Source organism: Neorhizobium sp. DAR64862/K0K3 (assembly GCF_050500185.1).
Lineage (GTDB): Bacteria > Pseudomonadota > Alphaproteobacteria > Rhizobiales > Rhizobiaceae > Neorhizobium > Neorhizobium soli.
This window is the reverse complement of sequence record NZ_CP191449.1, coordinates 236,212-256,033: the sequence shown is the minus strand read 5'-3', so window position 1 is coordinate 256,033 and position 19,822 is coordinate 236,212. Positions and strand designations below refer to the sequence as shown.

19 protein-coding genes are annotated in these 19,822 nt (G+C 61.6%); 2 read left to right on the top strand and 17 right to left on the bottom strand.

Annotated elements, in window-relative coordinates; translation table 11 throughout:
* Positions 1–303: 303 nt before the first annotated feature.
* Complete coding sequence (locus tag ACQY1L_RS01295) at positions 304–1,245, bottom strand: HWE histidine kinase domain-containing protein (protein WP_430242262.1); 942 nt, start codon at positions 1,243–1,245, stop codon at positions 304–306.
* Positions 1,246–1,626: 381 nt separating this feature from the next.
* The gene (locus ACQY1L_RS01290; protein WP_062461304.1) at positions 1,627–2,421 is read right to left on the bottom strand and encodes a response regulator; all 795 of its coding nucleotides are present in this window, start codon (positions 2,419–2,421) and stop codon (positions 1,627–1,629) included.
* A gap of 168 nt (positions 2,422–2,589) precedes the next feature.
* Between ACQY1L_RS01290 and ACQY1L_RS01285 the strand changes: the two genes are divergently transcribed.
* Positions 2,590–2,772: a NepR family anti-sigma factor gene (locus tag ACQY1L_RS01285; protein WP_062461941.1), complete on the top strand. Its 183-nt coding sequence runs from the start codon at positions 2,590–2,592 to the stop codon at positions 2,770–2,772.
* Complete coding sequence (locus ACQY1L_RS01280; RefSeq protein WP_062461307.1) at positions 2,769–3,335, top strand: RNA polymerase sigma factor; 567 nt, start codon at positions 2,769–2,771, stop codon at positions 3,333–3,335. The genes ACQY1L_RS01285 and ACQY1L_RS01280 overlap by 4 nt, the downstream gene beginning before the upstream one ends.
* A 237-nt stretch (positions 3,336–3,572) precedes the next feature.
* Here ACQY1L_RS01280 and ACQY1L_RS01275 read toward each other — a convergent pair whose 3' ends face one another.
* From ACQY1L_RS01275 to ACQY1L_RS01205, 15 genes are all read right to left on the bottom strand, one after another.
* Positions 3,573–4,022, bottom strand: coding sequence for a hypothetical protein (locus tag ACQY1L_RS01275; RefSeq protein ID WP_062461309.1), 450 nt, complete (start codon positions 4,020–4,022; stop codon positions 3,573–3,575).
* A 2-nt stretch (positions 4,023–4,024) separates the two neighbouring features.
* On the bottom strand, positions 4,025–4,375 hold the full coding sequence (locus ACQY1L_RS01270; protein WP_062461311.1) for a DUF883 family protein: 351 nt from the start codon (positions 4,373–4,375) through the stop codon (positions 4,025–4,027).
* Between the two features lie 256 nt (positions 4,376–4,631).
* Positions 4,632–6,029, bottom strand: a complete 1,398-nt coding sequence (locus ACQY1L_RS01265; protein ID WP_430242258.1) for an amidase — start codon at positions 6,027–6,029, stop codon at positions 4,632–4,634.
* Positions 6,030–6,061: 32 nt separating this feature from the next.
* Complete coding sequence (locus ACQY1L_RS01260; RefSeq protein WP_430242256.1) at positions 6,062–6,880, bottom strand: ABC transporter permease; 819 nt, start codon at positions 6,878–6,880, stop codon at positions 6,062–6,064.
* Positions 6,877–7,827 carry an ABC transporter permease gene (locus ACQY1L_RS01255; RefSeq protein ID WP_430242254.1) on the bottom strand — a complete coding sequence of 317 codons (951 nt, stop codon included), beginning with the start codon at positions 7,825–7,827 and terminating at the stop codon, positions 6,877–6,879. Before ACQY1L_RS01255 ends, ACQY1L_RS01260 begins: the two co-directional genes overlap by 4 nt.
* Before the next feature lie 282 nt (positions 7,828–8,109).
* Positions 8,110–9,636, bottom strand: a complete 1,527-nt coding sequence (locus ACQY1L_RS01250; protein ID WP_430242252.1) for an ABC transporter substrate-binding protein — start codon at positions 9,634–9,636, stop codon at positions 8,110–8,112.
* A 90-nt stretch (positions 9,637–9,726) separates the two neighbouring features.
* Positions 9,727–10,476, bottom strand: a complete 750-nt coding sequence (locus ACQY1L_RS01245) for an ABC transporter ATP-binding protein (RefSeq protein ID WP_430242250.1) — start codon at positions 10,474–10,476, stop codon at positions 9,727–9,729.
* The gene (locus ACQY1L_RS01240) at positions 10,473–11,321 is read right to left on the bottom strand and encodes an ABC transporter ATP-binding protein (protein WP_209903545.1); all 849 of its coding nucleotides are present in this window, start codon (positions 11,319–11,321) and stop codon (positions 10,473–10,475) included. Before ACQY1L_RS01240 ends, ACQY1L_RS01245 begins: the two co-directional genes overlap by 4 nt.
* A gap of 40 nt (positions 11,322–11,361) precedes the next feature.
* Positions 11,362–12,291, bottom strand: coding sequence for an ABC transporter permease (locus tag ACQY1L_RS01235; RefSeq protein WP_062582012.1), 930 nt, complete (start codon positions 12,289–12,291; stop codon positions 11,362–11,364).
* Positions 12,288–13,328 carry an ABC transporter permease gene (locus tag ACQY1L_RS01230; RefSeq protein WP_430244030.1) on the bottom strand — a complete coding sequence of 347 codons (1,041 nt, stop codon included), beginning with the start codon at positions 13,326–13,328 and terminating at the stop codon, positions 12,288–12,290. Before ACQY1L_RS01230 ends, ACQY1L_RS01235 begins: the two co-directional genes overlap by 4 nt.
* A 43-nt stretch (positions 13,329–13,371) precedes the next feature.
* Complete coding sequence (locus ACQY1L_RS01225; RefSeq protein WP_192077704.1) at positions 13,372–15,030, bottom strand: ABC transporter substrate-binding protein; 1,659 nt, start codon at positions 15,028–15,030, stop codon at positions 13,372–13,374.
* A 67-nt stretch (positions 15,031–15,097) separates the two neighbouring features.
* Entirely contained in the window at positions 15,098–16,147 is a 1,050-nt protein-coding gene (locus ACQY1L_RS01220) for a dipeptidase (protein ID WP_430242247.1), read from the bottom strand.
* Between the two features lie 247 nt (positions 16,148–16,394).
* Positions 16,395–17,072 (bottom strand): phosphoribosyltransferase, encoded by a 678-nt coding sequence (locus ACQY1L_RS01215; RefSeq protein ID WP_430242245.1) that lies wholly within the window; start codon positions 17,070–17,072, stop codon positions 16,395–16,397.
* Positions 17,073–17,081: 9 nt separating this feature from the next.
* On the bottom strand, positions 17,082–18,881 hold the full coding sequence (locus ACQY1L_RS01210; RefSeq protein ID WP_430242243.1) for an adenine deaminase: 1,800 nt from the start codon (positions 18,879–18,881) through the stop codon (positions 17,082–17,084).
* The gene (locus ACQY1L_RS01205) at positions 18,881–19,810 is read right to left on the bottom strand and encodes a nucleoside hydrolase (RefSeq protein ID WP_430242241.1); all 930 of its coding nucleotides are present in this window, start codon (positions 19,808–19,810) and stop codon (positions 18,881–18,883) included. The genes ACQY1L_RS01210 and ACQY1L_RS01205 overlap by 1 nt, the downstream gene beginning before the upstream one ends.
* Positions 19,811–19,822: the final 12 nt, after the last annotated feature.

Sequence of the window (19,822 nt, the reverse complement as noted above, 5' to 3'; positions counted from 1 at the left end):
CCGGACGCCCGTTCTACTGATGTCTGAAGGCGACCCCCCGTCCCCCGCCCTACAAAGAGCCTTCGGACATACTCTTCAATCCCCCTCGAAGAGAAGAACTGGCTCGGCTCCCTAGTGGAACCGAGCCAGCTCCGTTTTGGGCAGCCGCTATCGCCGGCACGACTTGTTCCCTTGTGACGTGAAAACATGGCGCCAAGCAACGAGCCTCGCATGGGGCTATCCCCGTGGCTCGACATTCGCGAACAGCCCGATGCTTCGATCATCGGGCCTTCGCATCATGTGGGGAATTGGTTGGCCCGACCTTCAGTCGCTGGCGCCTTCGAGCGGAAAGCTCAGGCGGTACTGAATGCGATCGTTGGAGATCACATATCGTGCCTTCCCGTTGACGGACGCAGGTACCACCCGTTCGAGAACGGTGCTGCCGAAATGCGATCGCATCCCGTCCTCGCTGACGTCGACGCTGTCGTTTTCAATCAACGCCTCGTCCCAGACGATCTCAAGAACGTCATGCCCATCCACGTGCACCCGGTTGGCCGCCACTTCGATCGGCAGGCGGCTGCGCATGACGGAGCCGTGACTGACGGCGTTGACCACCAGTTCGTGCAGTGCCAGCCCCACATGCAGCGATGCATTGGGCGTCAGCAGCACGTTGTCACCCCCCATGCGGACGAGATGCTTGTTATCAGGAAGATACTTTTCGGTCTGTTGCTGAACCAGATCGAAAAGATAGGCGCCGCGCCAACTCGAATCGGTGATAAGGTCCTGACTCTGCGACAGCGAATAGAGCCGCCCACGGAACTTGTGCAGGAAAAGATCGAGCGACCCTGAATAGCGCGCCGTCTGCAGCGCGATGCTCTGGATGATCGCAAGCAGGTTCTTGGAGCGGTGACTGACTTCACGCAGCAAGGCCCGGAGCAACCGCTCACGATGCCGCTCTTCCGACCGGTCATTGATCGTGGTGACCAGATGCAGGTTCCCGCCTTCGACGCCGACGGCCTGGACGCGGAATTCGAAGACCTGGTCCGAACCCGCCGTGACCTCGATATGGCCTTTGCGGCCAAGCTCGGTCATTTCCGATTTCAGCGTGTGGAGTTTCGCGGCCACGTCGTCGCCGAACAGGCCCGCATCGCTTGGCGCATCCACGCCTTGAAGCGACCAGACCTGAGGCAGGTTGGCAACGAGAAGGTAATTCTGCTGGGTGTCCTGGATAATGATGCATGCGCCGAGATCAATCAGCGCTGGCATGAAAAACTCACGCAACTTGTCATCACTCTGACCAGCTTGCTGCCATGTCAGCGGATGCGTCACTTGGTAAACTCCGTTGCGACTTCCAGGCGAACGGAAGTCTGAATATAGACTTCCGCAACTCATTCAAGTTCAAAATCTTATAAAGTGTCGGTCTTGTCGAAACAACCCAACCCTTTGGTAATCCTTAGCTCTAACGAGACGTACCAACCATGCCAAATCTCTTTTTCGATATCCGCAGGTAAGTATCCCACGGACGCTTTAAATCAAGGGAAGACATCGCTCGGCATCATAACGGGAAAGCAAGCGGGGCGTTCCGATATCCCAGAACGCCTCTCTTTGGGGTTTGTTCCTGCCTAAAATCGATCGATGGCAGATAGATCAGGCAGCAGCCTTAACCGCGTCATTGAAGAACAAGGCCTGGCTGATCAGAGCCTTCACCATATCCGGATTGAAAGGCTTGGTGACGAGGAAAGCAGGCTCAGGCCGCTCGCCGGTCAGCAGACGCTCCGGGAATGCCGTGATGAAGATCACAGGGACATTGGAGGACTTCAGGATCTCGTTGACCGCGTCGATGCCGGAGCTTCCGTCCGCCAGCTGGATATCGGCGAGAACCATCTTCGGCTGCGATGTCTGGAACAGCGATACCGCTTCCTTGTGGGTACGGGCGATACCCGTGACGCGGTGACCAAGGTCCTGTACCATCTGCTCGATGTCGAGCGCGATCAGCGGCTCGTCTTCGATGATCATGATATCGGTCGCGACCTGGCGGGAGATTTCGCGCGAGGCTTCGTCGAGAAGCTTGTTCACTTCACCAACGCTGATATCGAGAACTTCAGCCGCTTCCTCAATCGTGAAGCCTTCGACCGAAATCAGAAGGAAGGCGTGACGGGACTGCGACGGAAGGTTCGAAAGGTTAGCCGCTGCGCGCTGTTCCCAAGCAAACGGCGAGTCGATCGGCCGGATCTCGATTGAAGTGGAACCAAAAATTGCGACAAACAGTTTGTAAAGCGATACACGATCCTTAGACGACTCCGGAAAGATGGAGACGTCCGCGATCAGGGCCTCGAGGACCGCCGCGACATAGGCGTCTCCCGATGTCTGCGATCCGGTAACGGCCCGCGCATAGCGGCGCAGATATGGAAGATGAGACGCAACGCGTGAGGTCAGTGACATAAAAAAATACTCCCCGGGACCCAATGAGGGCAATTGACGGACTAATAACGTGGGTACTTAAAAAAAGTTCCGCAAGGGTGGAACTTTTTTTCGATCCGCGAATTGTGAGGTGACGATATCGAACAGGCCATTTGAGTGATGAGTGACGACAACACAAAAAAAGATGACATGACAACAAGCCAATCTCAAGAAGCAAGGCCTGGGTCAGTGTCTCCCAACGCCTCGATCTCTCGCAAACTGCGTGAATTTTATGACGCAGTCCAGGAGGAGGGTATCCCCGATCGCTTCCTCGATCTGCTCGAACGGCTCGACCATGCCGAGCGCAACGCCAAGTCGGTGGATGCGAAATGAGCAAGGAAGAAGACAACGACGATCGCATTTTTAAGCGCGACCTTTTGGCATCGCTGCCGAACCTACGCGCTTTTGCCGTCTCGCTGACCGGTCGTCACGACAAGGCCGATGACCTTGTCCAGGACACGATCATGAAGGCGTGGGCGAACCAGAAGAGCTTTACGGCCGGCACCAACATGCGGGCCTGGCTGTTCACGATCCTGCGCAACGAATTCTACAGCCAGATGCGCAAGCGTGGCCGCGAAGTGCAAGACAGCGACGGCCTGTTCTCCGAACGCTTTTCCGTGCACCCCGAACAGTATGGTCGCCTCGACCTGCAGGATTTTCGTGCAGCGCTCGACAAGCTTCCGGACGATCAGCGCGAAGCGATTGTTCTCGTCGGCGCCGCAGGCTTTGCCTATGAGGAAGCTGCAGAGATCTGCGGTTGCGCTGTCGGCACGATCAAGAGCCGCGTCTCGCGCGCCCGTACACGCCTACAGGAACTCCTTGGCGTATCCGGCGAGGTCGATTACGGCCCGGATGCCGGTGACGCAGCCATCACGTCCCGCGCCTTCGGCGGCTGAACGTTCAGCGAAGTACATGTAAACTCATAGACGCCGCCTTCACGGGCGGCGTTTTTGTGTGTTTCGCGTAGCACCAGACAACTGCCCTCCCCTGTGTTTGCAGTATTTTGCATAGCACAGATCCATTCGCTCCGCGCGAGCGTCGACCAGAGCCTGATGACAATCCGACAAGACACAAAAAAAGCTGCCGGAATTTGTCCGGCAGCTCGATGATCGAAAGACGAGTAACGGCTGGTGTTACTCTCCAGGATTTGTAAAGCGACGACGCGTCCTGCCACCGCTCAGGGCGAGGAAGCCGAGGCCCCCCGCGATCGATGCAAACATCAGGGGCTTCGACTTCAGAAGAAGCGGAACCGCTGTGAGTGCTGCCGTCAAAGCCAGCGTCTTGCCGCTATTGGCGGCCACTGCCTGCTTCTTGCGCTTGACTTCCGCTCTCGCCGTGAGCGTCACCGAAAGGTAGAAAATCACGGCCAGCAGCAGCGCGCCGCCTGCAACCACCAGAAGCGCTATGGGAAGGCCCCAGAACTGCGACAGATGAACGGCAAGTGCCGCAACGCCCAGCACATAGGCCGTCAGCACGAAAAGTGCAGCGAGCCCATACAGCATGATGTTGCGCTTCAGCCGCTCCGTAAATGCCGCGATATCCATCGCGGCAAACGAAGCGATAAGGGGACCAAGGCCCATCATCTTTAGCGACGCGACAGAAGAGCGAAGACGAAGCCAACGCCGGCTGCGATCGCGATCGACTGGATCGGTGCCTTGCGGATCTTCGCTTCCAGGTCGCGCTCGAACGAGATCGCCTGCTCGCGGGCAGCTTCAACCATCTGCATGGACGCATCGGTCGCATCGGATGCGGCGCGACGGGCCTTGCCCTTCACTTCACTCGCCGTGCTGCTGCCGACGGCGCCGACGGTCTTGGCAAGCGACGAGATATCTTCGCGGAGCTGCTGCAGCTGCGCTTCGATGTCAGACGTCGTAGCAGCACCGGCGGCGGTGCGAGCGCGGGCAATTTCGGCATTCGTGGAAGTAGCTGCGGCCATGGAGATCTCCTGTTTCTACGGATCTTGGCGCCGCGCGGAAGGCGCGGGCTTTGCGGAAAGGTTCAAACGACATGCAAACTGTGAGGCTAGGCGAAGATCGGGATATCAGGCCCGGCCGTGTTCGAAAGGATGCCTCTCGCACATCATACTCCACCAGACGCAAAGTGCACGCATTCGTCTGCCAAAATGAAACGCGGCGAAACCGTGAAGGTTCCATCGCCGATTTTTGCGCTCGGACCGTCACTCGATGCGCAGATCAGGGCGTAAGTCTCGGCTCTGGCCAGTTGGTCACGCCGCCGGTCCACTGCTCAAACGCATGCGACAGCTTCAGAACGAGCACGTCTGCGAACCGGGGTCCGACGATCTGCAGCCCGATTGGCATTCCGCTGCGGGAGAAACCGCAGTTGATCGAGGCGGCCGGCTGCTCCGACATGTTCCACGGCACCGTGTAGCCGATATGCTCGAACGGTTTCAGAGGATCGTTGGTCGGCGATGCCCAGTCGGCCGGATAGGAGACGATCGGGTTGGTCGGCGACAAAACCGCATAGACGCCGGAGAAGAGTCTCGCACAGGCCTTGCGCATCTCGTTCGTCTGGTTGAAACCGCGCACCGCCTCGACGCCGGAAACCGAAGCCCCGCCCTTTGCCCATTCGAAGATGTAGGGCAGGATCTGCGCCTTGCGCTCGTCCGGCATCGTCTCGATATCGCCCCAGAACCGCGCCCGCCAGAAACTGTCGAGCCCGTCCAGCATCGTCCGCGTCATGACGGGCGCAACCTCCACGATCTCGGCCCCCGCCGCCTCGAACCGCTTTGCCGCAGCCGTCACCGCCGCGCGGACCTCGTCGTCGAGAGAGATCCCGATGCCCGCATCCAGCATAAGCCCGATCTTCATCCCCTTGACGTCGATGTCGAGATCCACCCAGTCGAAGGCGTTGGGCGGCAGCGATGTCGCGTCGCGCCAGTCGGGGCGCGACAGGGTCGCCATGGCGATCGCACTGTCGTCCACCGTCCGCGTCATCGGCCCGGCACAGCGCCCGACAAAGAACGGATCGACCGGAATGCGGCCCTGGCTGGGCTTGAAGCCGAAAAGCCCCGTCCAGCCGGCCGGCAGCCGGATCGAACCGCCGATATCGGTGCCGATATGCAGGGGTCCGAAGCTCGAAGCCGCAGCCGACGCCGCGCCGGCACTGGATCCGCCCGGGTTCTGCGTCAGGTCCCAGGGATTGCGGCTTAAGGGGTGAAAGCTGGAAAGCCCTGACGACAGCATGCCGTAATCGGGACATGTGGTCTTTGCGAAGATTACCGCGCCGTCCTCGCGCAGCCGTGCAGCGGCCGGCGCATCGCTGGCCGCTGCCGTCAGCTCCGTCGCGGCGGTTCCGAGCGGCACCGGATGCCCTTTCGTGGCGATCAGTTCCTTGATCGTCACCGGAATGCCGTCGAGCATCCCCAGCGTCTCGCCCTTCGCCCAGCGCTCGGTGGAGGCTTTCGCCTGTTGCCGTGCGCTTTCCGGATCGTAGAGGTAGAGCGCCTGAACTTGGTGTTCGAACGCCGCAACCCGTGCCTCGACCACCTCCCAGTATTCGAGCGGCGAAAGCTTCTTCTGCGCATAAAGAGAAAGAATGTCCCGGATCGTCAGTTTCAAAAGGGCGTTCATGAAAAGTCTTTCACTCAGGTCGTCGTTTAAAATCAGGGTGTCGAGCGCGGATCGAGAAGGTCGCGCAGACCATCGCCGAGCATGTTGAGGCCCAGCACCGCGATCGCGATCGCCAGCCCCGGCATCAAGGCGAGCCAAGGCGCCTGCCCAAGGAACGTCTGCGAATCCGCAAGCATCCGCCCCCAGGTCGGGTTCGGCGGCGGCATGCCGAGCCCGAGATAGGAAAGCCCCGCCTCCGTCAGGATCGCGAGACCGAGCTGGATCATCACCTGCACGATGATCTGGTTCGAAATATTGGGCAGGATGTGGACGAACGTGATCTTCAGCTTCGAACGCCCCATGCCGATAGCCGCCGCCACATAGTCGCGCGTCCAGATCTGCCGGGCCGCGGCCAGCGTGAGGCGTGCGAAGACGGGCACCATGAACGTGGCAATAGCGATGACCGCCGTGAACCGGCCGGATCCGATAAAGGCGCCGAGCATCATCGCCGACAGGATCGGCGGAACCGCGAAGATGATGTCGCAGCCGCGCATCACGATCTGTTCGACCCAGCCGCGCCGCATCGCCACCACGGTGCCGACCGCCGTGCCGATCGTGGCACCGATCGCCACCGCAAGCAGCGCCGTCGACAGCGAATTCCAGGCGCCGACCATCAGCGCGGAAGCCACATCGCGTCCGAACTGGTCGGTCCCGAGCAGGCCGAATTCGAATGGCGGCTTCAGCTTGTGGACGATGTTCATCTTCGACGGCGGATAAGGCGTCCAGACCAGCGAAAGCAACGCCACCAGAAACAGGAACAGCGTCACGACAAGCCCGGCAAGAAGAACGGGACGGCGCAGAAGTTGCCTCATCTCACCCCCACCCTCAGCCGCGGATCGATCACCAGGTAAAGAAGGTCGACGAGGAAATTGACGACGATGACAAGGGCTGAGAAAAACAGGACGACGTCCTGCATGACCACGATGTCACGCTGCGCCAGCGACTGGTAGGCAAGCCTTCCCAGACCCGGCAGGTTGAAGACGTTTTCGACCAGCACTGCACCGGCGATCAGAAAGGTGAACTGCATGCCGATCATCGTCACCACAGGCACAAGCGCATTCGGCACCGCATGGCGCCAGAGTGCCGCCCCCTCGCCCAGCCCCTTGGCGCGGGCGGTGCGCACATAATCCTCGTTCATCACGTCCAGCACCGCGGCCCGCGCGACGCGTGTCAACACGCCCGCCTGCGGCAGCGCCAGCGCGATCGCTGGCAGCAGCAACGCCTGCAACCCGGCCAGCAGCCCCGCGTCCCAGCCCGGAAATCCACCCGCCGGCATCCAGCCGAGCAGCGTCGAAAACAGGATGATCGACAGCAGCCCCACCCAGAAGGCGGGCACCGCGATACTGACATAGGACACCGCGCCGACAACCGCGTCGAACATGCCGTTATGCTTCTTCGCCGCCTGCACCCCGAGCGGAACCGCGATCCCGACCGAGAGCAGAACCGCCATCAACGCCAACGGCAGCGTCACCGTCAGCCGCTCCGCAATCAGCCCCGCCACAGGCACGCCGTAGGTATAGGACTGCCCGAGATCGCCCTGAAAGACACCCCAGAGCCAGGCAAGATACCGCACCGGCAAGGGCTGATCGAGCCCCATCTGGGTTCTGAGCGCCGCCAGCGTTTCCGGGCTTGCTGACGTCCCCAGCACAATCGCCGCGGGATCACCCGGCAAGAGATCCATGACGACGAAGATCAGCAGCGACACGACGAGAAGCGTGACGATGAGCGACAGGATGCGGCGGATAAGGATGGAAATCATGGGCCGCACCCTCCAACATCCACCATGCCTACGCCAGTCGCCCCTCCCCACCCTCCCCACAAGGGGGAGGGCTTAACCCAGCCGAACCGCCGGGCCACGATCGAGGCAATCGGGTGCCGCATACCTTCTCCCCCCTTGTGGGGGAGATGGCGGGCAGGCCAGAGGGGGATTTCAGTCATCCGCGAATGAGCCCCATCTTTCGCAAGGCCCGCTCATCGCACTGCTTGACGCCTCTCCCGTTGTCGGAAACGTCACCGGCGCAGATTACGGCGAGACGCATCGTCATTCTTGCCAATACACCTCGGACAGCACGTTCGAAGGGATCGGCTCGTTCTCCCACAGTCCTTTCAGCTTCGCGTCCCAGATCCCGAGCTTCGGCATCACGAACAGGAACAAGGCCGGGACGTCCTCTGCCAGGATCGTCTGCGCCTCGCCGTAGAGCTTGTCCTGTTCCGCAGGATCGGCCGTCGCTTCGACCTTGGCGAGGATCTCGTTGAAGGCGGGGTTCTTGTAGTGGAAGTAATAGGGGTCGCGGGCGTAGATATCGATGTCCATCGGCTCCGCATGGGCAACGATGGTCATGTCGTAGTCGCCGGCTTTCAGCACGTCCGATACCCATTTTGCGGGAAACTCGCTCGTTTCGATATTCATCGTGACGCCGATTTCGGCAAACATCGCCTGCAGGATCTGCGACGAGCGCTGCGCATAAGCCATCTGCGGCGCCTTCATGGTGAAGGAGAAGCCGTTCGGATATCCGGCCTCGCTCAAAAGCGCCTTCGCCTTTTCGGCGTCGTAGGGGTAGACGCCGGTTAAGTCCTTGAAGCCGCGGTCGTTCGGCGTGTAGTGGCTGCCGATCGGCGTGCCGTAACCCGACCATGCACCTTCGACAACGGTCGCACGATCCACCGCCATCATCAGCGCTTGGCGAACCTTCTTGTCGTCGAATGGCTTGCGCGAATTGTTCATGCCCGCCACGACCTTCAGCTCGGTATTGCCGATCACGGTCGTAAGCTTCCTGTCGCCTTCGAAGGAGGAGACCAGTTCCGGCGCGCCGAATTCCGGGAAGGCGTCGACATCGCCGGCCTTTAGCGCCGCTGCCTGCGCCTGCGGATCGGCGATGAACCGGAAGACCGCCGTTTCGAGCTTCAACGAAACGGACTTGTTCCAGTATTCCGCATTCTTCGCCAGATCGACCTTCGAACCCTTCTGCCAGGACACGAACTTGAACGGACCAGTACCGACCGGCGTGGTCTTGTTATCGGCGGCAGATTTCGGCTCCACCATCACCGAGGCCGGCCAGCCGAGCCAGTAGAGCAGGCTGCCCGCCGGCTGCTTCAGCTTCAGTACCAGCGTTGCGGCATCGGGCGTCTCCACCGTCTCGATCGAGGCGAAATAGCGCTTCTGCGGATTGACGCTGTCGGCGCCGCGAGCCCGGTCGATCGTGAATTTCGCAACGGACGAGTCGAAGGCGACGCCATTGTGGAAGGTCACGCCTTGGCGCAGCTTGAACGTATAGGTCTTTCCGTCCGGGGAGATCTCCCAGCTTTCCGCAAGCTGCGGCTGCACCTTGCCGGCGCTGTCGACCGTCGTCAGGCCCTCAAAGATATTCTGCCAGCTCACCTGGCCGATCGCCACAGGGGCGGCAATCGTCGGATCGAGACCGATGGGTTCGATCGTCATGCCGATCGTGACCGACGTCTTTGCCGCGGCAAACGCCCCGCTTCCCATCGAGGCGGCAAGGCCAAGCGCAACAGACGCCGCAATCACGCTCCGGCGCGAAAACACACCCCAACCAGCAACCGTCTTCATGGCATTGTTCCCCTGCTTATTGATCTCTTGACCGCGATCTTACGGGCATTTCGCAGGTGCACAATAGTCTTCTGCCGCCCGCCACAAGGATTAGCCGCGGCTGAAGCCTTCGCTCGCCACCAGCAGCTGTCGGGTGTAATCCGCCGAGAACTCGCGGTTTTCAAGCGCCTGCGCCGGCACGGTTTCCACCACCTTGCCGCTCTTCATCACCGCAAGACGGCCGCACATATGGCTGATCACACCGAGATCATGGCTGACCATCACAAAGGTCAAACCGCGGTCGCGCTTTGCCTGCTCCAGCAAATTGAGGATTTCCGCCTGGATCGACGCATCGAGCGCCGAAGTCGGCTCGTCCAGCAGCAGGATCTTCGGTTCGAGGATGAGTGCCCGGGCAATCGCGATGCGCTGCCGCTGGCCGCCGGAAAGCTGGTGCGAATACCGGAAGCGGAAACCCGCTCCCAGCCCGACCTCATCCAGCGCGCGGGCAATCCGCACATCGACGTCGCTAAAACCGTGGATCGCCAGCGGCTCCAGCAGCAGCCGGTCCACCGTCTGGCGCGGATGCAGCGATCCGTAGGGATCCTGGAACACCATCTGGACAATGCGGTAGAATTCCTTGGTCCTCGCCTGCCCCGAATAGGTCTTTCCCGCGACCGTCAGCGAGCCACTGTCGAACCCTGCCAGCCCGGAAACGGCGCGCAACAGCGTCGATTTCCCCGAGCCCGATTCACCGACGATCCCGAAACTTTCGCCCTCTTCCACATCAATGCTGACATGATCGAGTGCGGCAAAGTCGTCATAGGTGACGAGCATGTCTCGGATGGAGATGATGGCACTCATAGCGACCACTCCGGCTTGCGGTCGAGCACCGGCAGCGGATGCCGGTTTGAGCCTATCGTCGGAAGGCAATTGAGAAGCCCCAGCGTATAGGGATGGCTCGCCTTGGAAAGATCGGCAGACGCCAGTTCCTCCACCACCCGTCCGGCATACATCACCAGCACCCGGTCGCAGAAGGAGGAGACCAGACGCAGATCGTGAGACACGAAGATCAGCCCCATGCCGCGCTCGGACACCAGCTTGTCGAGAATGTCGAGAACGTCGAGCTGCACGGTCACGTCGAGCGCGGACGTCGGTTCGTCAGCGATCAGAAGCTCCGGCCCGCAGATCAGCATCATCGCGATCATCACCCGCTGCCCCATGCCGCCGGAAACCTCGTGCGGATAGAGATCGTAGACACGGCCCGGATCGCGGATCTGCACCGCTTCCAGCATCGCAATCACGCGGTCCTTGGCCTGCGATCCCGAGACCTTTTCATGGGTCTTCAGCGTTTCGACGATCTGCCGACCGATGGTCATGACCGGATTGAGGGAATATTTCGGGTCCTGCAGAATCATCGCGATCTGCTTGCCGCGAATGTGCCGCCGCTCCGATTTCGGCATCGACAGCAAATCGCGGCCTCTGAATTCCAGCTTGTTTGCGGTGATCTTCGCATGCCCCGCCGTCAGCCCCATGATGGCGCGACCGGTCTGCGATTTGCCGGAACCGGATTCACCGACAATGCCGAGACGTTCCTTGCCGAGCGTGAACGAGACGCCGCGCACGGCGCTCACCTCGCCGGTGCGGGTCGGAAACGTCACGCGCAGGTCGTCGACCGCAAGTAGCGGCGCTTCGGTGGTACCAGTCATGTTGACGGAAGGATTGCCCATCATCATTGGCCTTTCTCCGTCATTGTCCGGCCTCCTTCGGATCCAGCGCATCGCGCAATCCGTCGCCGAGCAGGTTGAAGCCGAGGCTGACGATCAGGATGGCGATACCGGGCATGGCGGCTACCCACCACTGGTCGAGAATGAAGCGACGACCGGATGCGATCATCGCACCCCATTCAGGCAGCGGCGGCTGTGCACCGAGACCCAGGAAGCCGAGGCCGGCGGCGGTCAGGATGATGCCTGCCATATCGAGCGTGACACGCACGATCAGCGACGACATGCAGAGCGGCATGACATGGCGCAGAACAATGCGGAATGGCGACGCACCCATCAGCTTCACGGCCGAAATGAATTCCGAGTTGCGGAACGTCATCGTTTCGGCGCGGGCGATACGCGCATAGGGCGGCCAGGACGTGACGGCGATGGCAAGCACCGCGTTCTCGATGCCGGGTCCCAATGCCGCGACCAGCGCCAGCGCCAGAACGAGCTTCGGAAAGGCGAGAAAGATGTCGGTGATCCGCATCAGGACCGCATCCACCCAGCCACCGGCGTAACCGGAGACAGTGCCGACGATCAGCCCGACCGGCGCGGCGATGACCGCGACCAGCACCACCACGAACAGCGTCAGCCGCGATCCGTAGAGCAGCCGCGAAAGGATATCGCGGCCCTGGTCGTCGGTGCCGAGCAGGAAGCCGGCCGAACCCGGCGGCAGCAGCCGCGAATTGCGCAGGTCGCCCTGCACCGGGTTATGCGGCGCAAGAACGTTGGCGAAGATGGCGATGAAAATCAGGCCCAGAATGATGAACAGGCCAAGCAGTGCCAGCCGGTTTTCGGAAAACTGGCGCCAGACCACATAGGCACGGCCAACACGGGCCTGATGCCGGGAGGTCGGCCGGTCGGACAAAAGCCACGCCCGGCTATAGGGTTTCAACGGTTCAACGACACTCATCGGCGCGTCCTCGGGTCGAGCGTCCGATAGAGAAGATCGGAAAACAGGTTGATGGCGACGAACACCATGCCGATCACAAGTGTGCCCCCGAGCACCGCGTTCATGTCGGCATTTTGCAGCGAGTTGGTGATGTAGAGGCCAAGCCCCGGCCAGGAGAAGATGGTTTCGGTCAAAACCGAGCCTTCAAGCAACCCCGCATAGGAAAGCGCGATGACGGTGATCAACGGCACGGCCGCATTACGCAGCGCGTGGAACCAGATGATCCGCGTTTCCGACAGGCCCTTGGCACGCGCCGCAACCACGTATTCCTGCGCAAGCTCGGTCAGCATGAACGAGCGCGTCATGCGGCTGATATAGGCGAGCGAGAAATAGCCGAGCAGGCATCCGGGCAGGATGATGTGACGGAACAGGTCCCACACCACCTCCCACTCCCCCTGCCAGATGGCATCGACGAGGAAGAAGCCGGTCACGGACGTGAACGTGTATTCGTAGGCGATGTCGATACGGCCGGGATAGGCGACCCAGCGGAGCTTCGCATAGAACACGACAAGCGACAGCAGTCCCAGCCAGAAGATCGGTACCGAATAGCCGATCAGGCCGATGATACGCACGATCTGGTCGGCGATCGAGCCCCGCTTGACGGCCGCCAGTACGCCGAGCGGCACGCCGATGACGGCGCCGATCAGCGTGCCGATCGTGGCAAGCTCGATCGTTGCCGGAAACACCCGGGCAATATCGGTCATGACAGGGTTCGTCGTCAGCACCGAGGTGCCGAAATCACCGGTCAGCGCCTGTTTTATGTAGATCCAGAACTGATGATAGAGCGGCAGGTTGAGGCCCAGTTCCTCGCGCACCCGTTCCACCACATGGGCTGGCGCCCGGTCACCGACGATCGCCAGCGCCGGATCGATCGGCACCACGCGGCCGATGAAAAAAGTAACGGCCAACAGGCCAAGGAAAGTGGTCGCCGCGGTGATCAGAAACCGCAGCGTACCTTTGACAATGGAGGGAGCACGGCGCCTGTTGCGCCGTGTCACAGTCGTTACATCAGGAAGCGTCAAGGAAATCGTCCCCTATCGGCTATTCCTTCGAGACCGGAGCAACGAAGTTGGTGTCGAAGCTCGGGCCGAGCTTGTAATTCTTCACCTTGGATGAATAGCCGGCCACTTCCGTCTGCTGGAAGACGATCACGAACGGGCTGGTGGCCAGAACCTTTCTCTGCAGGTCCTCGTAGGTGGCCGCGCGCTTGGCGGCATCCTTTTCGAGAAGCGCGCCCTTGCTGGCGTCAGACAGTTCCTTCGGCACGTCCCAGGCATTGCGCCAGGCGAGCGTCTTCGTCGTGCCCGTATCGGCATTGTCAGGGTTGACGGTAAACGTCTCGGCATTCGAGTTCGGGTCGAAATAGTCCGAACCCCACTGGCCGATATAGATGTCGTGGGTGCGGGCGCGGTACTTGGTCAGCGTCTGCTTGCCGTCGCCCGGAATGATTTCCAGCTTTATATTGGCCTGCGCCAGCGTCTGCTGCACGCTTTCGGCAATGCCGGTCACCGGCTGCGTGTTGCGCACGTCCATGGTCACGGTAAAGCCGTCAGCCAGACCCGCCTTGGCCAGCAGTTCCTTCGCCTTCGCCACATCCAGCTTGTAGGGGTTGTCGGAGAGCGCGCCGAGCTGGCCCTTCGGCAGGAAGGTCTGGTGAATTTCGCCGATACCCTTGATCAGCGTCGCGCCGATCGCATCATAGTCGACGAGATACTTCATCGCCTCGACCACTTCCGGCTTGGCGAGGTTCTTGTTCTTCTGGTTGAGGCTGAAATAGTAGACGGTGCCCTTCGGCGCTGAGGTGAGCGCGATGCCCTCCTTCTTCGACACGGAGTCCATGTCGTTCGGCTCGAGATTGCGGGCGACATCGATGTCGCCATTCTCAAGCGCAAGGCGCTGGCCGGAGCTTTCCTTCATGTGGCGGTAGATCACCCGCTTCAGCTTCGGCTTCTCGCCGTAATAATTGGGATTGGCTTCCATCACGACGGCTTCGTTGGCGCGCCATGCGACCACCTTGAACGGGCCGGACCCCGCATAGCCGGTCTTCATCCACTCATTGCCAAAATCGGTGTCGAATTTGTATTCGGCCGTCGGGGTGACGGATTTCGCATGCTCCATCACCACCTTCTTGTCGACCACCGCGGTCACTGTTGCGGTCAGCACGTTGAGCACGAAGCTCGGCGCATAGGCCTTGTCGACGACAAAGGTAAACGTGTCGGCGCCGGATGCCTTCGCCTTTTCGGTGACGTTGTCAGCCTTCAGGCCGAACTGGGTCAGAAGGAACGCCGGCGACTTGTCGAGCTTCACGGCGCGCTCGAACGAGAAGGCGACGTCTTCTGCGGTGATCGGGTTGCCGGACGCAAATTTGAGGTTGGGCTTCAGCTTGAACGTATAGGTCATGCCATCGTCGGACACCGTCCAGCTGTCGGCGAGATCGCCGATCACCTTCGACGTGTCGGACGGATCGAGCGTCACGAGCTTGCTATAGCTGTTGGCGGTCACTTCAGCCGCCGAAAGCTCGAAAGCTTCGCCCGGATCGATGCTGATAATGTCGTCGATCGCAAAGCCTTCGACCAGCGTATCGGCCGGCGTTGCGGCCATCGCCTCTCCGGAAAGACCATAGGGTGCGGCAAACGAAAGCAGCGACAGCGCGGCGGTCGCCGACAGCATTCGAAGAGTGTGGGAGCGAAGATGAAGCATATGATTTCCCCTGTTCCGTACGTTGCGGAAGCCTGTTTCTAACCCGTTCGAAGCCCGTCTTCCGAGCCTATTCCTGCCAAGCCTTGCCCAGAACCCTCAACCAGTTTTCACGGCAAAGCTTTGCGAGATCCTCGTCAGCGTATCCCTCAGTTTTGAGGGCCGCAACCAGATTTTGATTGCCTGCAGCATCGCTGATCTGCTGCGGTATCGTGGCGCCGTCGAAGTCCGATCCAAGCGCCACGCAGTCGATCCCCATCCGCTCGACCATGTAGTTGATGTGGCGCACCATGTCGGAAAGCGGGGTCGCCGCATCGTCGCGCCCGTCGGGCCGCAGCATGGTCACCGCATAGTTCAGCCCGGCCAGACCTCCGCTTTCCTTGATCGCGTCCATCTGCCTGTCCGTCAGGTTGCGGGCGACCGGCGTCAGCGCATGCGCGTTGGAATGGCTGGCGATCAGCGGCTGGTCGCTGGTCTTCGCCACATCCCAAAACCCCTTCTCGGTGATATGCGAAAGGTCGATCGCGATCCCGAGCCGGTTGCATTCCTTAACCAGCCGGAAGCCCGCATCGGTCAGCCCCGGCCCCGTATCGGTCGTCATCGGAAACGCGAAGGGCACGCCATGGCCAAAGATGTTGTGGCGGCTCCAGACGGGACCGAGCGACCGCAGGCCCGCCGCATGGAACACGTCGAGATTGACAAGATCCGCATCGATCGCCTCGCAGCCCTCCATATGCATCACGGCGGCAAAGACGCCGTCCTCGATCGCCTTGCGGATCTGCGCAACCGACCGGCACAACCGCCAAGCCCCGGCCCGGTCGAGCCGCAGCGCGATGGAGGCCATTTCCAGCGCGATATCCAGCGACGGCGCATAATCGAGCGGCGCTGCCAGCGGCGTCGCATAATGTCCGTCCGCATCCGGATCCGACAGAACCAAATCGCCCGAGGGAATGTAGATGGCACAAAGTCCACCGACGAGACCGCCCTTTTTCGCGCGCGGCGCATCAATATGCCCCCCCGCCGTCCCCCCTGCAAACTCCGCCACCGGATCCCCACCAGCCTTCATGTTCCGCCAGAGCCGCAAAAGCACATCGTTATGGCCGTCGAACACCAATTGCATGATTTCATTCCCGATATCGTGATTGTCAGAAGCGGTGGGTGATCGCGATCCTATCCCGCCGGCCGTGTTTCGCAAGTTGGAAATGCGCTCAGACGCACCTGTCGAAATAACGGCCCGATCAAGAGCTCCCCGCATTGCGGACGCGATGGCACTGGATTCCTGTGACAAGCTCCCTCATCACTTTGCTCGTCACAGGAACCCAGCCGCGCGAAGTCCTTCGCGTGAGAGAACGCTTTTTGGACTGACGTCACAAACCCCACAACCCCTCACCCGCCGTCACCAGCATCGGCGTCCCGAACACTCCCACGACCTTCTCCCGCCACTCGGCGCCATACCCGTCGAGCCTGTCATGCCAGCGCACCGATTGCAGCATCGCCGCCCCGATCGCGACGGGCTCGATGCCCTGCGACGCCAGCAGCGTCAGACCGGCGACGATGGAGGTGCCGGAGGAGATCACGTCGTCCACCAGCACCACGCGCTTTCCCTTGATCAGCGGCAGCATGCGCGGATCGACATAGAGGCGTTTCACCTGGTCGGGTGTGGTGATCGACGACAGCGGCACAGACATCGTCTCGTCGTACCAAAATTTCCTGGAGGTCCCGAGAGGAACGTAGCGCGGCAATCCCAGCGCGCGGGCGACGGCTGAGGCGAGCGTCAGGCCAAGCGTCGGCAGGCCGACGATCACCTCGGGGCGGTAGGGTTCGAGTTTCTTTGCGAGATCCGCCGCCAGCGCATCCTGCACCTCGAAACTCGCCTGGTTGATGATCAGCGAGGCGAGCGCGTGTTTGCCGTCGGAAAGCGGGCGGATCGGCAGTCGCAGCTGCCGCCCGTCATCGAGGCTGACGGGAAAGAACCCAGAAAACGGCGCCTCGCATGAAAACGTGCCCGCCGGATGCATCTCCTGCCAGAAGTCGTGCGGCTGCATGAACGCCCCTTATCCGAGAATTTCGAGAACGGGGCTTTCCAGCACCTTGCCTGTTGCGACATCGGCGATGCCCCTGTCGGTCTGGTGCGGACCGGGATTGCAGGCAAGCGTCGCGCCAAAGCAGGCCTTGAACACAAGATAGGGCGGCGTCCAGTCGACGATGCCGTCCATCGCCGCGCGGATGGCCCGAAAGCCGTCTGCTACCTCTTCCATCGGCGCTTCCGAGACGAGGCCCGAAAGCGGCAACGGCAGCAGCACGTCCACCTTGCCGTTGATCGCCACCGCCATGCCGCCGCCGGCAGAAATCACCGCATTGGCGGCAACGGCCATATCGACTGGATCGGCGCCGAACACGGTCAGGTTATGGCTGTCATGCGCAAGCGTGGTGGCAAAAGCGCCGCGCCATGTGCCCCAGCCGGTGAGAAAACCGACGCGGGTGCGGCAGTCGGCCCGGCCATGGCGGTGGGTCACGGCAATCAGCGTCGCACCCTCAGGCGGCACCACGAAACCATCGACGACATCGGCATCCGCGCTTCCCCAGCGGGTAAACCGTGGCCGGTCGATCGTGGCAAGGCGCACCTTCGTGCCCTCCGACCGAACCCGGAAATCGTCTGCCTGCAAAGGCTTGAGCTTGACCGAAGCCGTCAGCGGGGCCGGATCGGTCGGTTTGATCTCGACCGAAATCGCTCCGCGGCAGCCAACTTCCGTACCGCTGGCGAACACATGCCGGGCGCGGAAATCCGTAAGATCCTCGAAGATAGCGATATCGGCACGGCGCCCGGCGGCAATCAGGCCGAGATCGGCGCGTCCGATGCGCTGGGCCGCGTTCAGCGTTGCGGCCTGAAGCGCCCATTCCGGCTTCATGCCGTAGCGCACCAGCCTGCGCACCACATCGTCCAGCCCGCCGCCATCGACGAGATCGTCGGGAAACACGTCGTCGGTGCAAAGCGTCAGCGTCTGCGGCAGACGGCCGAGTTCGCCAAGCGCTGCGACGAACTCCGGCAGAAGATGGTCATGGCTGCCGCGCAGCTCCACCGTCAGTCCGGCGCGCAGCTTGGCGATCAGGTCTGCGCCCGAAACAAGCTCGTGGTCGGAGGTGATGCCGGATGCCATGAAGGCATTGAGATCCGCATCGGCAAGGCCGCGGGCATGGCCGCAGACCAGCTTTTCCGCAGCCAGCGCCACTTGGACGATCTCGCTCATGCGCGGGTCGCGATCGATCACGCCGCGCATGTTCATCACTTCGGCCAGACCGGCGATCTTCGGCCAGTAAAGCATTTCCTCGATCGCATCAGCTTCGAAACTGGCGCCCGCCATTTCGAGCCCCGGTGCAGACGGTACGCAGGACGGCGCAAGAACCAGGCACCGCAGCGGCAGGCACTTCACTGCCTCGACCGCCCAGCGCACGCCATCGACACCGTTGACGTTGCCGAATTCGTGCGGATCCCACACGACGGTTGTGACGCCGCGCGGCAGCACGGTTTGTGCGTAGGTGGCCGGCGTCACCATCGAGCTTTCGATATGCATATGCGTATCGATCAGCCCCGGCGACACAAAGGCACCGCCGGCATCGATCACCCGGTCGGCATCGCTGCGGCTAGCAGGCGCGTGGACGCTGGCGATCAGCGGCCCGACAATGCCGATATCGGCCGCGCGGAGTTCGCCCGTCACCATGTCGACCAGGGTGCCGCCGGTGATCAGGATGTCGAAAGGCGCATCACCGCGGGCAGCGATCACTGCCCGGTCGCGCAAGCCCGCATCGGTAAACCCGTAGATGTCAGTCACGATGGTCTTCATCTCGCCGCTCATCACCACGTTGCCTCCGCCTTGAGGGTTTCAAGGATCGTATCGCGCGCCTTTTCGACGTCTATCTCGGCCGCATAGGATCCGTTGAAACCGCTAACCTTGGCCGCCCGGGTCTCCACCACGGTCCGCCCACGCGTCACGGTACCGGCGGTTTCCATGTCGATGCGCGCCTCGCGCCAGGTGACGTGATCCGGATAGGCGAAGGCGAAAGCGGCAACCGCATCGTAAAGCGCCATCGCCGGCCGGCCGCGGCTGGTGGCGATCTCGACGAAGCCGGCTAGAAGATCGGCCACCAGCGTCGCATTGCGTCCGCCGGCAGCGCGGATCGGCGCCACGTCATCCGGAAAGCACAAAACCCTGCGGCAGATATCGAGATCGACCATCCTGAGCGGGATCTGATGCGCAAGCACGATCGCAACCGCTTCCGGATCGGCATAGGCGTTGAATTCGGCAGATGCTGTCTGATTTCCGGCCGTCAGGCTGCCGCCCATCCAGGTGAGATCGGTGATCTTGGCGGCAAGATCCGGCCGTGCCAGCGCAACGGCTGCGATATTGGTGAGCGGCCCAAGGGCCAGGATCCGGCGCGCGTCGCCGTCGCTCGTTTCCAGCCACCGGCACAGCGCCTCGAAAGCATCGTCGTGAAATGTGTCGGGCATGTACGGCAGGTGCAGACCGGCGCTCGGCATGCCTTCATCGCCCAGCACGTCCTGCGCCGTCTCAAGCCTGCCCATCACTGGAAAGGCGCGGCCCGCGTGAACCGGGAACGGCCACACGAACGCCGCACAGGCACCGGCCGCATTGCTGCGAACACGTTCAATCGGTGCATTGCCGAACACAAGCGAAACCCCGTCCACGCCGAGACCGGCATGCGCCGCGACCATGATCGCGGCGATGTCGTCGAACCCCATGTCTGTGTCGATCCAGATGCCCATGGCTATATCTCC